This is a genomic window from Kitasatospora hibisci (genome assembly GCF_043950205.1).
GTDB lineage: Bacteria > Actinomycetota > Actinomycetes > Streptomycetales > Streptomycetaceae > Kitasatospora > Kitasatospora hibisci.
Genome location: NZ_CP171642.1, coordinates 2,300,001 through 2,313,828, shown reverse-complemented (window position 1 = coordinate 2,313,828; position 13,828 = coordinate 2,300,001). Strand labels below are relative to the sequence as shown.

The 13,828-nt window shown below is 73.0% G+C and carries 13 protein-coding genes (1 of these 13 running past the window's edge); 11 read left to right on the top strand and 2 right to left on the bottom strand.

The features are described from left to right. Positions 1-34 precede the first annotated feature (34 nt). From ACF9IK_RS09830 to ACF9IK_RS09820, 3 genes are all read left to right on the top strand, one after another. On the top strand, positions 35-2,602 hold the full coding sequence (locus ACF9IK_RS09830) for an FHA domain-containing protein (RefSeq protein ID WP_395293852.1): 2,568 nt from the start codon (positions 35-37) through the stop codon (positions 2,600-2,602). Between the two features lie 164 nt (positions 2,603-2,766). After that, a complete protein-coding gene (locus tag ACF9IK_RS09825) occupies positions 2,767-3,978 on the top strand; it encodes a GAF domain-containing sensor histidine kinase (protein ID WP_395293851.1) in 1,212 nt (403 codons plus the stop codon). Next, on the top strand, positions 3,971-4,627 hold the full coding sequence (locus ACF9IK_RS09820; RefSeq protein WP_395293850.1) for a response regulator: 657 nt from the start codon (positions 3,971-3,973) through the stop codon (positions 4,625-4,627). The genes ACF9IK_RS09825 and ACF9IK_RS09820 overlap by 8 nt, the downstream gene beginning before the upstream one ends. A gap of 41 nt (positions 4,628-4,668) precedes the next feature. On the opposite strand, the gene ACF9IK_RS09815 is transcribed toward ACF9IK_RS09820, so the two are convergent. Further along, positions 4,669-5,472 carry a hypothetical protein gene (locus tag ACF9IK_RS09815; protein WP_395293849.1) on the bottom strand — a complete coding sequence of 268 codons (804 nt, stop codon included), beginning with the start codon at positions 5,470-5,472 and terminating at the stop codon, positions 4,669-4,671. Between the two features lie 148 nt (positions 5,473-5,620). On the opposite strand from ACF9IK_RS09815, the gene ACF9IK_RS09810 reads away from it, so the two are divergent. The 7 genes from ACF9IK_RS09810 (at position 5,621) to ACF9IK_RS09780 (ending at position 11,857) form a co-directional block, all read left to right on the top strand. Continuing rightward, positions 5,621-6,412, top strand: a complete 792-nt coding sequence (locus tag ACF9IK_RS09810) for an ABC transporter ATP-binding protein (RefSeq protein WP_395293848.1) — start codon at positions 5,621-5,623, stop codon at positions 6,410-6,412. A gap of 218 nt (positions 6,413-6,630) precedes the next feature. Then, entirely contained in the window at positions 6,631-7,053 is a 423-nt protein-coding gene (locus ACF9IK_RS09805) for an NfeD family protein (RefSeq protein ID WP_395293847.1), read from the top strand. A 10-nt stretch (positions 7,054-7,063) separates the two neighbouring features. After that, on the top strand, positions 7,064-8,110 hold the full coding sequence (locus ACF9IK_RS09800; RefSeq protein WP_395293846.1) for an SPFH domain-containing protein: 1,047 nt from the start codon (positions 7,064-7,066) through the stop codon (positions 8,108-8,110). Between the two features lie 247 nt (positions 8,111-8,357). Continuing rightward, positions 8,358-9,116 (top strand): sulfite exporter TauE/SafE family protein, encoded by a 759-nt coding sequence (locus ACF9IK_RS09795; RefSeq protein WP_395293845.1) that lies wholly within the window; start codon positions 8,358-8,360, stop codon positions 9,114-9,116. 55 nt (positions 9,117-9,171) lie between these two features. Then, entirely contained in the window at positions 9,172-9,348 is a 177-nt protein-coding gene (locus ACF9IK_RS09790) for a DUF1272 domain-containing protein (protein ID WP_395293844.1), read from the top strand. Between the two features lie 52 nt (positions 9,349-9,400). Continuing rightward, entirely contained in the window at positions 9,401-9,703 is a 303-nt protein-coding gene (locus ACF9IK_RS09785) for a 4a-hydroxytetrahydrobiopterin dehydratase (protein ID WP_395293843.1), read from the top strand. 159 nt (positions 9,704-9,862) lie between these two features. Beyond that, on the top strand, positions 9,863-11,857 hold the full coding sequence (locus ACF9IK_RS09780) for a PQQ-binding-like beta-propeller repeat protein (protein ID WP_395293842.1): 1,995 nt from the start codon (positions 9,863-9,865) through the stop codon (positions 11,855-11,857). A gap of 96 nt (positions 11,858-11,953) precedes the next feature. On the opposite strand, the gene ACF9IK_RS09775 is transcribed toward ACF9IK_RS09780, so the two are convergent. Then, positions 11,954-12,487, bottom strand: coding sequence for an HNH endonuclease (locus tag ACF9IK_RS09775; protein WP_395293841.1), 534 nt, complete (start codon positions 12,485-12,487; stop codon positions 11,954-11,956). A gap of 417 nt (positions 12,488-12,904) precedes the next feature. On the opposite strand from ACF9IK_RS09775, the gene tyrS reads away from it, so the two are divergent. Beyond that, positions 12,905-13,828 carry the 5' portion of a tyrosine--tRNA ligase gene (tyrS, locus tag ACF9IK_RS09770; RefSeq protein WP_395298529.1) on the top strand. 345 nt of this gene lie beyond the right edge of the window, so 924 of the gene's 1,269 nt are visible here — the first part of the coding sequence; its start codon is at positions 12,905-12,907; its stop codon lies beyond the right edge, outside the window.

The following is a 13,828-nucleotide window of genomic DNA, read 5'->3' as shown; positions in this document are numbered from 1 at the left end:
AATCGGGGGACCGAGAGAGCGGGGCAGGCGCGCAGTGCCGCAACTCGTCATTGAGATCAACGGACAGCAGCGGACTCTGGAGCCGGGGCGGTCCTACACCATCGGGCGCAACCCGCAGTCGGACTTCCCGTTCGAGGACGCGCGGGTTTCCTGGCACCACGCCACCATCTCCTTCAACGGGGCCGGTTGGCAGCTGGACGACCACGGGAGCACCAACGGCACCTACACCGGCGGTGCCCGCACGCAGCAGGCCCAGCTCTTCCCCGGCACGGTGGTCGGCCTCGGCAACGCCGAGAACGGCCCGCGCCTGAGCTTCTCGGCGCCGGCCCGGGCCGCCGCCCCGGCCCCCGCCTGGCACGAGGCCGCGACCAGCCGCAGCCACGCGCCGGGACCGCAGCAGCAGGCGCCCGCGCAGCAGCCGCCGGTCCCGCCGCAGGCACAGCAGCAGTGGGGCGGCCAGCAGCCGCCGCAGCAGCCCTTCGCGCAGCAGCAGGGCTTCCCCCAACACGCCCCGCAGCACGGCGCCTTCCCGCAGCAGCAGAGCCCGCAGCAGCCGGCCCCGCGGCACGACGGCGGCCCGCAGCCCACGATGATCCGCAACCTGACCGCCGGGATGAACACCGTCCGGATCGGTCGCGCGCTCGACAACGACATCGTGGTCTCCGACCTCCAGGTCTCCCGCCACCACGCCGAGCTGCGCCAGCTGCCCGACGGCCGCTACGAGATCGTCGACCTCGGCAGCCACAACGGCATCTTCCTCAACGGCCAGCGCGTCCAGCGCCAGCTGATGGGCCCGCAGGACCGTCTGACCGTCGGTCACTCCAGCTTCGTCCTGGTCGGCGACCAGCTGCAGGAGTTCGTCGACACCGGCGCCGTCTCCTTCTCGGCCCGCCACCTGACCGTCGAGGTCGACTTCAAGAGCGGCAAGAAGGTCCTGCTCAACGACGTCAGCTTCGGCGTCCCGGAGAAGTCCCTGGTCGCGGTCATCGGCCCGTCCGGCTCCGGCAAGTCGACCCTGCTGCGAGCCCTCACCGGCTACCGCCCGGCCGACCGCGGCGACGTCCTCTACGACGGCCGCAACCTGTACAAGCAGTTCGCCGAGCTGCGCTCGCGCATCGGCCTGGTGCCGCAGTCGGAGATCCTGCACAAGGAGCTGACCGTCCGCACCGGCCTCAAGTACGCGGCCCGCCTGCGCTTCCCCGGCGACACCGAGGCTCGCGAGCGCGAGGCCCGGATCGACGAGGTGCTGTACGAGCTGCGCCTCGACAAGCGCGCCGACAACAAGATCACTGCGCTCTCCGGCGGCCAGCAGAAGCGCGTCTCGGTCGCCCTGGAGCTGCTCACCAAACCGTCGCTGATCTTCCTGGACGAGCCCACCTCGGGCCTGGACCCGGGCATGGACCGCGAGGTCATGCAGATGCTGCGCGGCCTCGCCGACGACGGCCGCACCATCCTGGTCGTCACCCACTCGGTGGCCGAACTCGCCCTCTGCGACCGGCTGCTGGTGATGGCGCCGGGCGGTTCGGTGGCCTACTTCGGTCCCCCGGACGAGGCGCTGCACTTCTTCGGCTACGAGACCTGGGCCGACGTCTTCCAGGCCTTCGAGAACTACCCGGACCACGACTGGGCCGGCCGCTACCGCGGTTCGGTGCACTACCAGCAGTACTCCGCCCCCACCGTGGAGGCGGGCGAGGTGCAGCACGTGCAGGTGGCCCAGGAGGCCGTCCGGCCGCCGAAGCCGCAGAGCTGGGGCTCCCAGCTGTGGACGCTGATGCGGCGCTACATGTCCGTGCTCGCCTCGGACCGCGGCTTCCTCGCGCTGTCGGTGCTGCTGCCCGCGGTCATCGGCGCGGTCAGCGTGCTGATCCCCAACGCGGCGGGCCTGGCGCCGAACCCGAAGAACCAGCTCGGGATCAACAGCGGGGCCGCGACGATCATGCTGATCCTGGCGATCGGCGCCTGCTTCTCCGGCGCGGCCAACTCGGTCCGCGAGTTGATCAAGGAGCGCGCGATCTACGAGCGAGAACGAGCCACCGGGCTCTCCCGCTCGGCGTACATGATGTCCAAGATCATCGTGCTGGGTGTCTTCAGCGTGATCCAGGGCGCGATCATCTCCGCCGTCGGCTTCCTGCCGCGCAAGCTTCCCGCGCACGGCCTGATCGTCAAGGACCTGCCGATCATCGAGATGACCGTCGGCATGATCCTGCTGAGCTTCGCCGCGATGATGTTCGGCCTGATGATCTCCGCGCTGGTCAAGACCGCGGAGAAGACCATGCCGCTGCTGGTCATGTTCGCCATCGTCCAGGTCGTCTTCACCGGCTGCCTCTTCCAGATCTTCGGCAAGCCCGGTCTGGAGCAGGTCGCCTGGCTGATGCCGGCCCGCTGGGGCACCGCCATGGTCGCCACCACGCTGGACCTCTCGCACCTGCTCGGTCCGTGGAACAAGGACTTCAACCACCCCGACTACGACCCGCTGTGGGACCACAGCGTCGCCCAGCTGCTGATCGACGCCGGCGCGCTGGTGGTGATCTCGGTCGTCCTCGGCGTCATCATCACGCGCCTGCAGCGCCGCCACGAGCCCGAGGTCATGCAGAAGGGCTGAGCCCTTCGCCGCTCGCACACCAGGGGCGGCCCTCCCCGGAGACGGGGAGGGCCGCCCCTCGGCGTTCCCGCCCCCGTGGGGCCCGTGGCCTAGGTCTGCGGTCCTGCGGCCCGCACACCCACCGACCGAAGCGGGCGGCGGGCGGGCGGCGGTAGTTTGGCGGTATGCCCACCCCGTCCACCGCCCACCTCCGGGTCGGCCCGCCCTCCGGCGGTCCGATGCCCGCCTGCGACCCCTGCCTGGCCGGCATCGAGGCGGTCAGCCGGGCCCTGCTCGCGATGAGCCGCCACCTGGAGGTGCGCGAGGTCCTGCGCCGGATCACCGCCTCCGCCCGCGGCCTGCTCGGCGCCGAGTACGCGGCCCTCGGGGTGCCCGACGACCACGGCGGCTTCGCCCAGTTCGTCGTCGACGGCATCACCGACGAGCAGTGGAAGGCCATCGGCCCGCTGCCCCGTCAGCACGGCGTCCTCGCCACGATGCTGCACGAGACCGGCCCCACCCGGCTCACCGACGTCCGCCGCGCCCCCTCCTTCGGCGGCTGGCCCGCCGCCCACCCGGAGATGGACGCCTTCCTCGGCATGCCGATCCTGGACACCGACGCCGCCGAGGACGAACCGCAGGTCATGGGCGTCATCTTCCTCGCCAACAAGCGCGGCGGCGGACTCTTCACCGACCACGACGAGGAACTGCTGCGGATACTCGCCGCACACGCCGCCCTCGCCCTCTCCAACGCCCGCCTCTACGAGCGCAGCCGCGAACTCACGCTGGCCGGCGAGCGCGCCCGGATCGCCCACGACCTGCACGACGCCGTCTCGCAGAAGCTCTTCTCGCTGCGCCTCACCGCCCAGGCCGCCGCCAAGCTGGTCGACCGCGACCCGGCCCGCGCCCGCGCCGAACTCGCCGAGGTCGCCCGGCTCGCCGCCGAGGCCGCCGACGAGCTGCGCGCCGTCGTCGTCGAGCTGCGCCCCGCCGCACTGGAGGAGGACGGCCTCAGCGCCACCCTCGCCTCCCAGGTGCAGGTTCTCGACCGCGCCCACACCGCCGACGTCGCCTTCACCGCCGACGGCGTCCGTGCCCTGCCCCCGGCCCAGGAGGCGGCACTGCTGCGGGTTGCCCAGGAGGCCCTGCACAACGCGCTGCGCCACGCCGACGCCCGGCGCGTCACCGTCACGCTGGCCGGCACCCCCGCGCGCGGCGCCGTCCTGCGGGTGCGCGACGACGGCCGCGGCTTCGATCCCGAGTCGGTCCGCCGGGCCGGCCGCCACCTCGGCCTGGCCTCGATGCGCGACCGCGCCGCCGCCGTCGGCGGCACGCTCACCCTGGACTCGGCCCCCGGCCGGGGGACGCTCGTCGAGATGGAGGTCCCCGGTGCCTGACACCACGCCGGCGATCCGCGTCCTGCTGGTCGACGACCACCAGGTGGTCCGCCGAGGCCTGCGCACCTTCCTGGAGGTGCAGGACGACATCGAGGTGGTCGGCGAGGCCGCCGACGGGGCCGAGGGCGTGGACCGGGCCCGCGAGCTCGACCCGGACGTCGTCCTGATGGACCTCAAGATGCCCGGCGTCGACGGCATCGAGGCGCTGCGCACGCTCAAGGGCGAGGGCAGCCGGGCCCGGATCCTGATCGTCACCAGCTTCACCGAGCACCGCACGATGGTCCCCGCCCTGCGGGCCGGCGCCGCCGGCTACGTGTACAAGGACGTCGACCCGGAGGCGCTGGCCGGCGCCATCCGCTCCGTCCACGCCGGCCACGTGCTGCTCCAGCCCGAGCTGGCCGAGGCCCTGCTCGCCGACGACGGGCCCCGCCCGCCGCAGGGGCGGGGCGGCAGCCTGACCGAGCGCGAGCGCGAGGTCCTCGGCCACCTCGCCGACGGCCGCTCCAACCGGGAGATCGCCCGGAGCCTGCACCTGTCGGAGAAGACGGTGAAGACGCACGTCTCCAACATCCTGATGAAGCTGGACCTCGCGGACCGGACGCAGGCGGCGCTCTGGGCCGTGCGCAACGGAGCCGTCCGGGAACCCTAGCAACACCCGCACGGCGCCGGCGGTCGGTCAGCGGTCAGCGGTCAGCGGTCCTCGCGCTCGTCGACGAGGGCGTTGTAGGCGGCCACCTGGGCCCGCCGGGCGGTGCGCCACAGCGGCGCCAGGACGGACTGCCGCGCCGCCATCTCGGACGCGCTGACGGCGGCGCCGTGGCCGCCCGAGGCGATCGACAGCAGCGCCGACACCTGCCGGGCCGACTCCAGCACGCGCACGGCCCGCGGCGGGTAGCCGGGTGCCAGCAGCTCGGCGTTCCCGCGCCGCCGGTAAGCGTCCAGCGCACGCAGTGCCTCCGGCCCGGCACCAGCCACGTCGAGCCGGGTGAGCAGGACGGTCGCCTCGCGCAGCCCGTCCGCCAGCTCGCGCTCGGCCTCGTGCAGCGACGGCACGTCGGCCGGCGGCGCGTCGTTCACCTCGGAGCACCGCCACAACACCGTCGCCGAGCGGTCCCCGGCCGGGCCGAAGACCTCGGTCTCCGGCACCAGCCCGAGTGGCAGCCCGACCGCCAGCACCGCCTCGCCCGAGCCCATCGCGCGCTCGTTGAACGGCGCCGGGCCGGTCAGCCCCAGCGGGTGCCCGGCGGTCGGCAGGGCCAGCCGCAGGCCCTTCACGCCCAGCACCCGGAGCCGCCCCAGCGCCCAGGTCAGCCCGTGCTGCTCGCCGGGCGCGTCCCCGGGCAGCCCGGTCACGCGGTGGCTCTCGTCCGCCCCGAGGACGGCCGCGGCGGCGTCGTCGGGCGCCGCCAGCCCGGCCAGCAGGGCGTTGCCCCAGGCGGTGAGCCTCCCCGAACGGGGCTCTTCGTACGGATTGTCGGCAGGAGTCGAGAGCATCCGGCCAGCCTACGGAATCGGCGGTCATCCGCGTGGCGTAGGTTTGCCCATGCGTGTGCGGCGCACCCACTCCGTGCCACCCGGCCGCCGGGGTAGGCTGCCCGCCCGCACCGACGGCCGTGATTTCTGTTTTGGGGAAGGCGTAGGCATGAGCGACGTGCTGGAGCTGGTGGACGTATCCGTGGTCCGGGAGGAGCGCGCGCTGGTCGACCAGGTCTCGTGGTCCATCTCCGAGGGCGAGCGCTGGGTGATCCTCGGCCCCAACGGCGCCGGCAAGACCACCCTGCTGCAGATCGCCTCCTCGTACCTGTTCCCGACCGCCGGCAAGGTGACCATCCTGGGCGAGAAGCTCGGCGAGATCGACGTCTTCGAGCTGCGCTCCCGGATCGGCCTGGCCGGCGCGGCCATGTTCGACAAGCTGCCGGCCGAGCAGACCGTCCTGCAGACGGTGCTCACCGCCGCGTACGGCATGACGGTCAGCTGGCAGGAGAAGTACGAGCAGTCCGACGAGTCCCGCGCCCTGGCCCTGCTGGACCGGCTCGGCATGTCCAGCATGACCGCCCGCAAGTTCGGCACCCTCTCCGAGGGCGAGCGCAAGCGCACCCTGATCGCCCGCGCCCTGATGACCGACCCCGAGCTGCTGCTGCTGGACGAGCCCGCCGCCGGCCTCGACCTCGGCGGCCGCGAGGACCTGGTGCGCCGCCTCGGCGCGCTGGCCCAGGACGAGTTCGCGCCGGCCATGGCGATGGTCACCCACCACGTCGAGGAGATCGCCCCCGGCTTCACCCACGTCCTGATGATCCGTCGGGGAAAGGTGCTCACCGCCGGCCCGATCGACACCGAGCTGACCGCGCGCAACCTGTCGAAGTGCTTCGGCCTGCCGCTGACCCTGGAGCGCCACGGCGACCGCTGGTCGGCCCAGGGCCTGCCGCTCGGCTGAGCCACCGCCGTTCCCCGCCGGGGCCGCTGACCGGCCGTCGGCGAGCCCGGCCGCACTCCTGCCGGACCTCGCAGCGCCCCTGCGGGGCGCCCGCCCGGGCCCGCGCCGGGGGCGCCGAACGCCGCCGGTCCCGAACCGGTCGCACGCGCGACCGGTTTCCGCCCCTCCACCTGCGGGAACCTTCCGCCTCGAAGGCCCGCCCTCCTTAGGATGGACACGTGGACAGCTGGATCTGGTGGCTTCTGGCCGCCGTCGGCCTCGGCATACCGCTGGTGCTCACCGCGATGCCGGAGCTCGCCATGTTCGCGGTCGGCGCGCTCGCCGCCGCCGGCCTGGCCGGCCTGGGAGCCGACGTGGTGTGGCAGGTGCTGGCCTTCGTCGCGGTCTCGACCGGGCTGCTGGTGGTGGTGAGGCCGATCGCCTACCGGCAGTTGCAGAAGGGCCCGCAGGTCAAGATGGGCATCGAGGCGCTCCAGGGCGCCACCGCGGTCGTCGCGGAAACCGTCGACGGGGAGGGCGGACGGATCAAGCTCAACGGCGAGATCTGGTCGGCCCGCGCGCTCCACCCCGGCAGCGTGTACGAGCCGGGGCAGCAGGTCGACGTCGTCGAAATCCAGGGCGCGACCGCCCTGGTCGTCTAGGGGAGAGTCCGTGGAACCCGTCCTTATCGTCCTGGTCGTCCTGGTCGTGGTGGCATTCATCGCGCTGATCAAGACGATTCAGGTCATCCCTCAGGCCAGCGCCGCGATCGTGGAGCGCTTCGGCCGCTACACCCGGACGCTCAACGCAGGGCTGAACATCGTCGTCCCGTTCATCGACCGCGTGCGCAACCGGATCGACCTGCGCGAGCAGGTCGTGCCGTTCCCGCCGCAGCCGGTGATCACCCAGGACAACCTGGTCGTCAACATCGACACGGTCATCTACTACCAGGTCACCGACGCGCGCGCCGCCACCTACGAGGTCGCCAGCTACATCCAGGCGATCGAGCAGCTGACCGTCACGACGCTGCGCAACATCATCGGCTCGATGGACCTGGAGTCCACTCTGACCTCCCGTGAGGTCATCAACGCCGGCCTGCGCGGCGTGCTGGACGAGGCCACCGGCAAGTGGGGCATCCGCGTCAACCGCGTCGAGCTGAAGGCGATCGAGCCGCCGACCTCCATCCAGGACTCGATGGAGAAGCAGATGCGCGCCGACCGCGACAAGCGCGCCGCGATCCTCACCGCCGAGGGCCAGCGGCAGGCGCAGATCCTCAAGGCCGAGGGTGAGAAGCAGGCCGAGGTGCTCAAGGCCGAGGGTGAGGCCCAGGCCGCGGTGCTCCGCGCCGACGGTGAGGCCGCCGCCATCCGGACCGTCTTCGAGGCCATCCACGACGGCGACGCCGACCAGAAGCTGCTCGCCTACCAGTACCTGCAGACCCTGCCCGAGCTGGCCAAGGGCGACTCGAACAAGCTCTGGATCATCCCGAGCGAGGTCGGCGACGCGCTCAAGGGCCTCGGCGGCGCCTTCACCGGTCTGACCGGCAACGGTGGCGTGAACGGTGCCGCCGTCGCGGCCCCCAGCGCCGTCGCACCGGCCGCCACCCAGGTGCCGCTGGACCCGGCGGCCGGTCCGCGCCCACTGGACACCGACACCAAGGGCGCCGCCCGCCCCCGGGTCGACCCGGCCCGCGAGTACCGCAAGATCGACCCGGAGTGACCGGTCCGACCGGCCGGTCGACCGCCTGACCGGCCGACCACCCGTGCGGCGCGGGCCCGCCCCCACCCGGGGGCGGGCCCGTCGCCGTTCCCGCGGACGCCTGCTTCCCGGCCGGGCGGTGCGGGTTCGGCGTGCGGGCTCGGTGCGCGGCGGCATGTGGTGTGCGTCCCGAATGATGGGAGGGTCTGGTGGGCCGCGCCCGCAGTCCGGCATGATCGTCGGACAGGACCGAGACGAGAGGTGGCCCATGACGCTCTGGGAGGCGATCGCCGTCCTGGTCGCGGGCGTCGGAGCCGGGATGATCAACGTGATCGTCGGCTCCGGAACCCTGATCACGTTCCCCGTCCTGCTCGCCGTGGGCATCCCGCCGGTGACCGCCAACGTCTCCAACTCCTTCGGCCTGGTGCCCGGTTCGCTCAGCGGCGTGATCGGCTACCGGCGCGAGCTGGCCGACCAGGGCCGCCGGTTGCTGCGCCTCGGCACCGCCTCGCTGCTGGGCGGGCTGGTCGGCGCGGTACTGCTGATCGAACTGCCGAGCGCCGCCTTCGACGCGATCGTCCCGGTACTGATCCTGCTGGCCCTGGTCCTGGTCGTGATCCAGCCGAGGGTGGCCAAGGCGGTCGCCGCCCGCCGCCGTCCCGGCGGGGATCCGGACGGTGGCGCCGCACTGCTCGTCGGCGTCTTCCTCACCGGCATCTACGGCGGCTACTTCGGTGCGGCCCAGGGCGTCCTGCTGCTGGCCCTGATGGGCATGCTGCTCCAGGAGGAGCTGCAGCGCATCAATGCCGTGAAGAACGCCCTGGCGATGATCGTCAACGCCGTCGCCGCCCTCTTCTTCCTGTTCACCTCGACGGTCGACTGGGCCGCCGCGGGTCTGATCGCGGCGGGCTCGCTGGTCGGCGGCCTGGTCGGGGCCAAGGTGGGCCGCAGGCTGTCGGCGCCGGTGCTGCGGGGCGTCATCGTGGTGGTCGGCCTGATCGCCGTCACCAAGCTGCTGATCAGCTGATCGACCGTCACACCTCGGCCTTTGCAGAGTTGTACCGACCGACCCGGAGGACGTCATGGCACTGGAGATGCGTGAGATCTGCGAGCGCTGCGAGGTGTCGCTGACCGCGGACGGCCCCGCCTCCATATGCTCCTACGAGTGCACCTTCTGTCCGGACTGCACCGACGCCATGGCCGCCAGCTGCCCCAACTGCGGCGGCGAACTGGTGCCGCGTCCGCGCCGGAAGGCCTGACGCCCCGCCGCGGGCGGTGCCACCCAACACTCCGACCCGTGGGAGCGGTCCGATGAGCAGCAGAGCACGCCTGACCGAGGACGAGATCGCCGCCGCCATGGCCGCCCTGCCGGAGTGGACCAGGGACGGCGACGCCATCAGCCGCACCGCCGACGCCCGGGACTTCCCGGCGGCGATCCGGGTGGTCGTCGCCGTCGCCGGCGAGGCCGAGACGCTGGACCACCACCCCGACATCGACATCCGCTGGCGCACCCTGCGGTTCGTCCTCTCCACACACAGCGCCGGCGGCCTGACCGCCCTCGACTTCACCCTCGCCGCACGCATCGACACGGCCCTGCGCGCCGAGTCCGCCTGACCGCGGAGGTCCGGCTCCGGCTCCGTCCCGCCCGCGGTCCCGCTCCGCACGGTGTCCCGGCCCCCTTCTCCCGGGGCTTCTCCCCGGGGCGGAACGGGACGCTCCGGGTGGCGTGAGATGCTGGCCCCTCCACGGCGGGCGGCGGGAGGGACGGAACGGATGGCTCAGGATCCCCTCGGCGGCGCCCAGCAGCAGCCCTGGTACCCGGAGCAGACCGACCACCGGCAGGACTGGCCGGCGGCCGACCCCGAGCAGCAGCCCTGGCAGGGGAGCGGACCGTACGAGGCCGGCACCGGGCACGGGGACGGGCAGGCCGCGTACGGGCACGGGTCCGCGTACGGGCAGGGGTCGTACGGGCAGGGCGGTTACGGCGAACAGGGCTACGGCACGGCCGGCCACGGCGCGTCCGAATACGCGGCGTCGGACGGGCAGACCGGCTACGGGCAGACGGTCTACGGACAGGGCGTCTACGGCGCGGACCAGCAGCTGTACTACCAGTACACCGACTACGAGCAGCAACAGCCGCAGTACGCCGACTACGCCGTCCCGCAGCACCCGGCCGGGGCCGACCTCTACGCCCCGGTGGGCGCCGAGTACACCGCCGACGGATACCTGCGTCCCGACCCCGAGCAGGAGTCCGAGCCCGCGGCGGACACCGACCGGGGCTCCGGCCGGGACGTCGACGAGGGCCCGGACCGGGGCGCCGGCTCCGGGAGTGCGAGCGGGTCCGGCGGGTCCGGCGGGTCGACTGCGCCCGTCGCCGAGCCGGCCCGCACCGGCGACGGCCGGACCGGCCTTGCGGCGAGGGCCCGGGCCGCCGCCGACTCGGTGGTCTCCGCAGAGCACGCGCCGAGCCGGCGGTCCCTGGCGATCCGGGCGGGAGCGGGCGTCGCCGCGCTGGGCGTGCTGCTCGCCGCAGCCCTTCTGGTGGCCACCGAGGACGGCGGTACCGACTCCGCCGACGGCACCGGCAGCGAGCCGGGCTTCGCGGTCGCTCACGCCAAGGCCTGGTCCGCCCAGCCGGCCGCTGCTCTCCAGTCCGGCACCGACGACACCCTGGTCGGCAGCTGGCTGCTGTCCGACGCGGTGGTGCGCGCCGACGCCACCGGCGTCCACGCCTACGACCGGGCGGACGGCAAGCCCACCTGGTCGGTCGAGCCCCCGGCCGCCGGCGCCGTTCCCTGCGGGCTGTCCCCGAGCGTCAACGCGGCCGGTGTCGGCGCGGCCCTGTTCCGTCCTCAGGCTGACCCGAAGAGTCCCTGTACCTCGGTGGTCGCCGTCGACACCAAGACCGGCAAGACCGCCTGGACCAAGTCCGTCACCGACGCCAAGGGCGCCTACACCGCCCACGTCGGCGTCACCGAGGACAAGGTGATCGCCGTCGGCGACGACCGCGCCGTGGCCTGGGAGTCCGCCGACGGGAAGGACGTCTGGCAGTACACCGGCCAGGGCAAGTTCTGCAGCCTCTCCGGCGGCGCCGCGGGCAAGACCGTGGTGATCGCCAGCAGTTGCGCCGACTCCACCCCCACCGACCAGGCTGTCGCGCTCAACACCGCCGACGGGAAAGTGAGCTGGTGGCGCGGGCTGAACAACCAGCCGAAGACCGTGACGGTGCTCTCAGCCGAGCCGGCCGTCGTCCTCACCACCGGCGAGAAGCCCACCGACGACAAGGTCTTCGCCTGGGGCGCCTCAGGCGACCCGGCCGCCGAGATCCCGGTCGCCGCGGGGGAGGGCCGGCTGGACGTCGGCCACGGTACGTTCTCGGCCACGCCCGGGGTGTTCTTCCAGGATCGGACGATGGTCACCTTGCTGGTCCCGGTGAACGCCGGCGGCCCGGCCTCGGTGGTCGGATACGACCTCGACACCGGGCAGCAGCGCTGGAAGACCGCCGCGAGCGAGAAGGGCGAGGTCCGGGCGGTCGGCGTCGACGGCAGCGCGCTGCTGCTCGCCGTCGACGAGCGCCGCGACCAGCCCGCCCACCTCAGCCGTTTCGCCCTGGCAGGCGGCCAGGAGAGCGTCGGCGGCAACTTCCCGCAGGGCACCGGTTCGCTGCTGGTCTCCGGCCGGGTGCTCGTCGGCGGCGGCCAGGTCGTCGCGGTGCCCGAGCACGCGGCCAACTTCGGCACCGCGGCCGGGTACCAAGCCAGGGGCTGAGGCCCGGCACCCGGCCGCAGGGCTCGCGTCGCGAAGGCGCGGGAGTGGCGGACGTCGCGCTGTCCCGGCCTCGCGGGAGTCGCGTGCGCGCGTTCGCTAGGCGGCGGAGGGCGCGGGCGCCATCGGGGCCGCCGGGAGCCAGTCGGCCAGCTCCCGGACCTCCGAGCCCCGCAGGCCCAGCGCCATCATCAGGGTGGCCTGCGGCGTCGGCACGAACGGCTTGCGCAGCAGCCGCATCCCCGCCTGCTCCGGAGTCCGGTCGGCCTTGCGCTGGTTGTCCTCGGCGCACGCGGCGACGGTGTTCATCCAGCTGTCCGCCCCACCCCGCGACTTCGGCTGCAGGTGGTCCACCGTGGTGGCCCGGCGCCCGCAGTAGGCACAGAGGTGCTGGTCACGGACCAGGACACCGCGACGCGACCACGGGGCCTGTTGTCGGAACGGCACCCGTACGTACCGTTGCAGTCTGATCACCCGTGGCACCGGCACGGTCACCCCCGTACCGCGGACCGTGCGCAACGGATGCGCCTGCTCCACCACCGCCTTGTCCTGGAGCACCAGGACGACGGCACGCTGGAGCGACACCGTCGTCAGGGGCTCGTAGCTTGCATTCAGAACCAGCGTGCTGCGCACCTCGGCCAACCCTTTCCGCGGGCGTGCCACGGCGGCACGACCGTCTCCACACACGTCACTGCCGCCGCGCGGCGGTGGGACCACTCTGAAGGGGCTCCGGGCCGACGAACAACGGAATTTCCGGTGTCGGACAAGGGCGGTGGCCGCGCGGCGGCGGAGTGGCGACGGACCTGTGGCCATGCGGGGGCGGCGGGCCGGCGGCCGCGCCGCCGACGCGGGGTACGCCCGCGGTGCTCACGGGTCGGGGGCCGGTGCGCGGGCCGGTCGAGCGGGGCCGGCGGACTCCGGCCGGCCGCCTCCGCGGAAACTCGCTGGCCGGGACCGCGTAGGCTCTACACGCTGGAGTCGTTCCGCACCGGGGCCCGACCGAACCGGGCCCGAGACGGGCGGACGCCCGATCGAAGGAGAAGCGTGACCGTGACGGACATCGTCGACGAGCTGCGGTGGCGTGGGCTGATCGCCCTGTCCACCGACGAGGACGCACTGCGCAAGGCGTTCGCGGACGGCCCGGTCACGTTCTATTGCGGCTTCGACCCGACGGCCCCCAGCCTGCACCTCGGCAACCTGGTGCAGATCCTCACCATGCGCCGCATCCAGCAGGCCGGCAACCTCCCGCTCGGCCTGGTCGGCGGCGCCACCGGCCTGATCGGCGACCCGAAGCCCACCGCCGAGCGCGTCCTCAACGACCCCGAGACGGTGGCCGCCTGGGTCGACCGCCTGCGTGGCCAGATCTCGCGCTTCCTCGACTTCGACGGCCCGTACGCGGCGCGCATGGTCAACAACCTGGACTGGACCTCCGGGATGTCCGCGATCAGCCTGCTGCGCGACGTGGGCAAGTACTTCCGCGTCAACAACATGATCGCCAAGGAGGCCGTCGCCCGACGGCTCAACTCCGACGCCGGCATCAGCTACACCGAGTTCAGCTACCAGATCCTCCAGGGCATGGACTACCTGGAGCTGAACCGCCGCTACGGCTGCACCCTGCAGACCGGCGGCAGCGACCAGTGGGGCAACCTCACCGCCGGGACGGACCTGATCCGCAAGGCCGACGGCAAGTCCGTGCACGCGCTGGCCACGCCGCTGATCGTCAAGGCGGACGGGACCAAGTTCGGCAAGACGGAGTCCGGCACGGTCTGGCTCGACCCCGAGCTGACCACCCCGTACGCCTTCTACCAGTTCTGGCTGAACGCGGACGACCGCGACGTCTCCAACTTCCTGCGGATCTTCAGCTTCCGCTCGAAGGAGGAGATCGAGGAGCTGGAGCGCGATACCGCCGAGCGACCGGCCGCCCGTCTCGCTCAGCGCGCACTCGCCGAGGAGCTGACCACCCTGGTGCACGGT